Consider the following 1,662-nt stretch of genomic DNA (forward strand, 5'->3'; position numbering starts at 1 on the left):
GTCTTTATTTCATGATGGTGAAGCTAAGATTTTTCAATGAATTTCAGCATTTCCCAATTTTGGGAAATTCCACTAATATACCAAGACTGGTAAAACAGAATTAATATCCCAATGGTTTACCAGTTGGTATGAATGCTTCCCGATGTTGGGAAAATATTTTAATACACCAAGATTGGTAAACCCACACTGAAAACTCCAATAATTTTCCAACTAATTTGCACATATCCCAGTGTTGGAAAATTGAATTAATATACCAAGGCTGGTAAAACATGATTAGTTTTCCAATAATTTTCCAGTAAGTGCTATTGTTTTCCAGTATCGGGACTTTTTATAAAAATACCAACATTGGTATTTATATCATTCCTCCAATGTTGGTATTTTAATTTGTCTACCAATCATAACCCAATTAAAAACCATGAAAATTCCGGTAGTAGTCCAAATTTTGGTATTTTATTTTTTTTCCTGTGTATGGCTATTCTAAGTTCTCGTATTTCGAGTGTGCTGGCAAGCGCGGGGAATGGCTTGTGGACCCTTTTTTTTTTTTAGCTTAAAACAATGGACGACATCTTGTTATTCGAGTCCGATTTGGGGACCTTAGACACGAGCAACTTGGAACTTGTTTTTTTCCTGTTTTGCTGCACAACTATGTACTATTTTTGAAAAGATGTATGGCCGATGTCGTCAAAAAAGGACAAAGTTCCAACGGCGTTGGGAATTCGCTATTCGTTGTGTATTTGGAAAATAGACAGACAAATTGAGAATTGGATTTGGGGAGATGCGAACATATTGACGCTTAAGGAGGAAAAGGACAATTTTTGACAAGGTTAGGGAAATTTCCATACTTTTCTTTGTAAAGCTCTTCGCGGCGTTTGTAAATCTAAGTCCACAAGGTGGCACAATTCGCATACGCGGCGGCCATGTTGTATGAAATTATTCGCCATGGTAATGTTCTCACGATGGTAATTTAACGTTCATCAACTTATCTCCGACATAGAGCCACAGTTTCTTTGGTAGGGAAGGTTCGGGAACAATGGCGAAGTTGAGGGAGGGAAGTGAAGGGTGGGTTATCCCACAGAGACTAACTGAAAGGGAGAAAGGAAAGAGAAAACGCGAGGTAAGGCGGAAAATAATCCGTGAGATGAACAAAGTCATAAGAGAGCTTGAAACGAAAGACGGAAGTCTCGGCCCATACTCTCGTAATACTTCAGAAATAGAGGAAATCAATGTTAATATAAACTACGTTATTCGCTCTGATGAAGGCTTAACCCCGAAACCCCGTCAGCTTTGTAACGTTCTCACAATTGTAATTTAACATTTATCACCTTATCTCCTACTAGCACCTCAGTTTCTTTGGTAGGGAAGGTTCAGGGAACAATGCGGAGGTTGAGGGAGGGAAGGGTGGGTTATTCTACAGACAGACTGAAAGGGAAAGAGGAAAGAGAGAATATGAAGCCAAAGTGGAAACCAAACTGTGAGAATAACAAACTGATAAGAAAGCTTGAAACGAAAGACAGAGGTCTCTCTCATTTCCCTTTCATTCACCCCCGTCTCGACTCCCTCCTTGATGGAGAAAAGTACCCGGTGACACACCAAACTCTTCTTGGCTATGCCGTTTGGTTCCTTTTAATCTTGAGTTTTACTTACCTCACCTTAGCGTTTTTT

The 1,662-nt window shown here is 39.4% G+C and carries 1 protein-coding gene; it reads left to right on the plus strand.

Annotated features, from left to right (window positions below):
- Positions 1–1,383 precede the first annotated feature (1,383 nt).
- A partial coding sequence (locus tag Q0993_RS11510) for a hypothetical protein (protein WP_299533118.1) occupies positions 1,384–1,662 on the plus strand: 279 nt, incomplete at its 3' end.

The organism is Ulvibacterium sp., assembly GCF_028285715.1.
Taxonomy (GTDB): domain Bacteria; phylum Bacteroidota; class Bacteroidia; order Flavobacteriales; family Flavobacteriaceae; genus Ulvibacterium.